The sequence below is a fragment of the Streptomyces sp. CB02980 genome (assembly GCF_014451325.2).
Lineage (GTDB): Bacteria > Actinomycetota > Actinomycetes > Streptomycetales > Streptomycetaceae > Streptomyces.
Genome location: NZ_JACSCH020000042.1, coordinates 16,024 through 16,902, shown reverse-complemented (window position 1 = coordinate 16,902; position 879 = coordinate 16,024). Strand labels below are relative to the sequence as shown.

Below are 879 nucleotides of genomic sequence, written 5' to 3'. Positions count from 1 at the left end.
GAGGGGTTCGCGGGCACGGGCAGTGCGGGCAGTGTGGCCTCGGGCCGTGTGTCGTACGTGTTCGGGTTCGAGGGTCCCGCGGTGACCGTGGACACGGCCTGCTCCTCGTCGCTCGTCGCGATCCACCTGGCGGCGCAGGCGTTGCGGCAGGGCGAGTGCACGATGGCACTCGCCGGCGGCGTGGCCGTCATGGCGACACCCGACTCCTTCATCGGCTTCGCGCGGCAGCGCGCCCTCGCGGCCGACGGCCGCATCAAGGCCTTCTCCTCCTCCGCCGACGGCACGGGCTGGGCGGAGGGTGTGGGTGTCCTGCTGCTTGAGCGTCTCTCGGACGCCCGCGAGAACGGCCACCAGGTCCTCGCGGTGGTGCGGGGTTCGGCGGTGAACCAGGACGGTGCGTCGAACGGTCTGACCGCTCCGAACGGTCCTGCGCAGCAGCGGGTGATCCGCAAGGCGCTGGCCGGTGCGGGTCTTTCGTCGGCGGATGTCGACGTCGTGGAGGCGCACGGTACGGGGACGACGCTGGGTGACCCGATCGAGGCGCAGGCGCTGCTTGCCACGTACGGGCAGGGGCGCGAGGAGGGCCGGCCGCTGTGGCTCGGCTCGCTGAAGTCGAACATCGGGCACGCGCAGGCCGCGGCCGGTGTCGCCGGTGTGATCAAGATGGTCGAGTCGATGCGGCGTGGGGTGCTTCCGGCGACGCTGAACGTCGATGAGCCGACGCCCGAGGTGGATTGGTCGGCCGGTGCGGTGGAGCTCCTGACGGAGTCCCGGGCTTGGCCGGAGACGGAGCGTGTGCGCCGGGCCGGTGTCTCGTCGTTCGGTGTCAGCGGTACGAACGCGCACGTGATCCTGGAGCAGGCGCCGGAGGAGGCGGAG

1 protein-coding gene is annotated in these 879 nt (G+C 71.9%); it reads left to right on the top strand.

Annotated elements, in window-relative coordinates:
• Window positions 1-879: polyketide synthase (locus E0F75_RS39520; RefSeq protein ID WP_267500088.1), on the top strand; the 879-nt coding region annotated here is incomplete at both ends.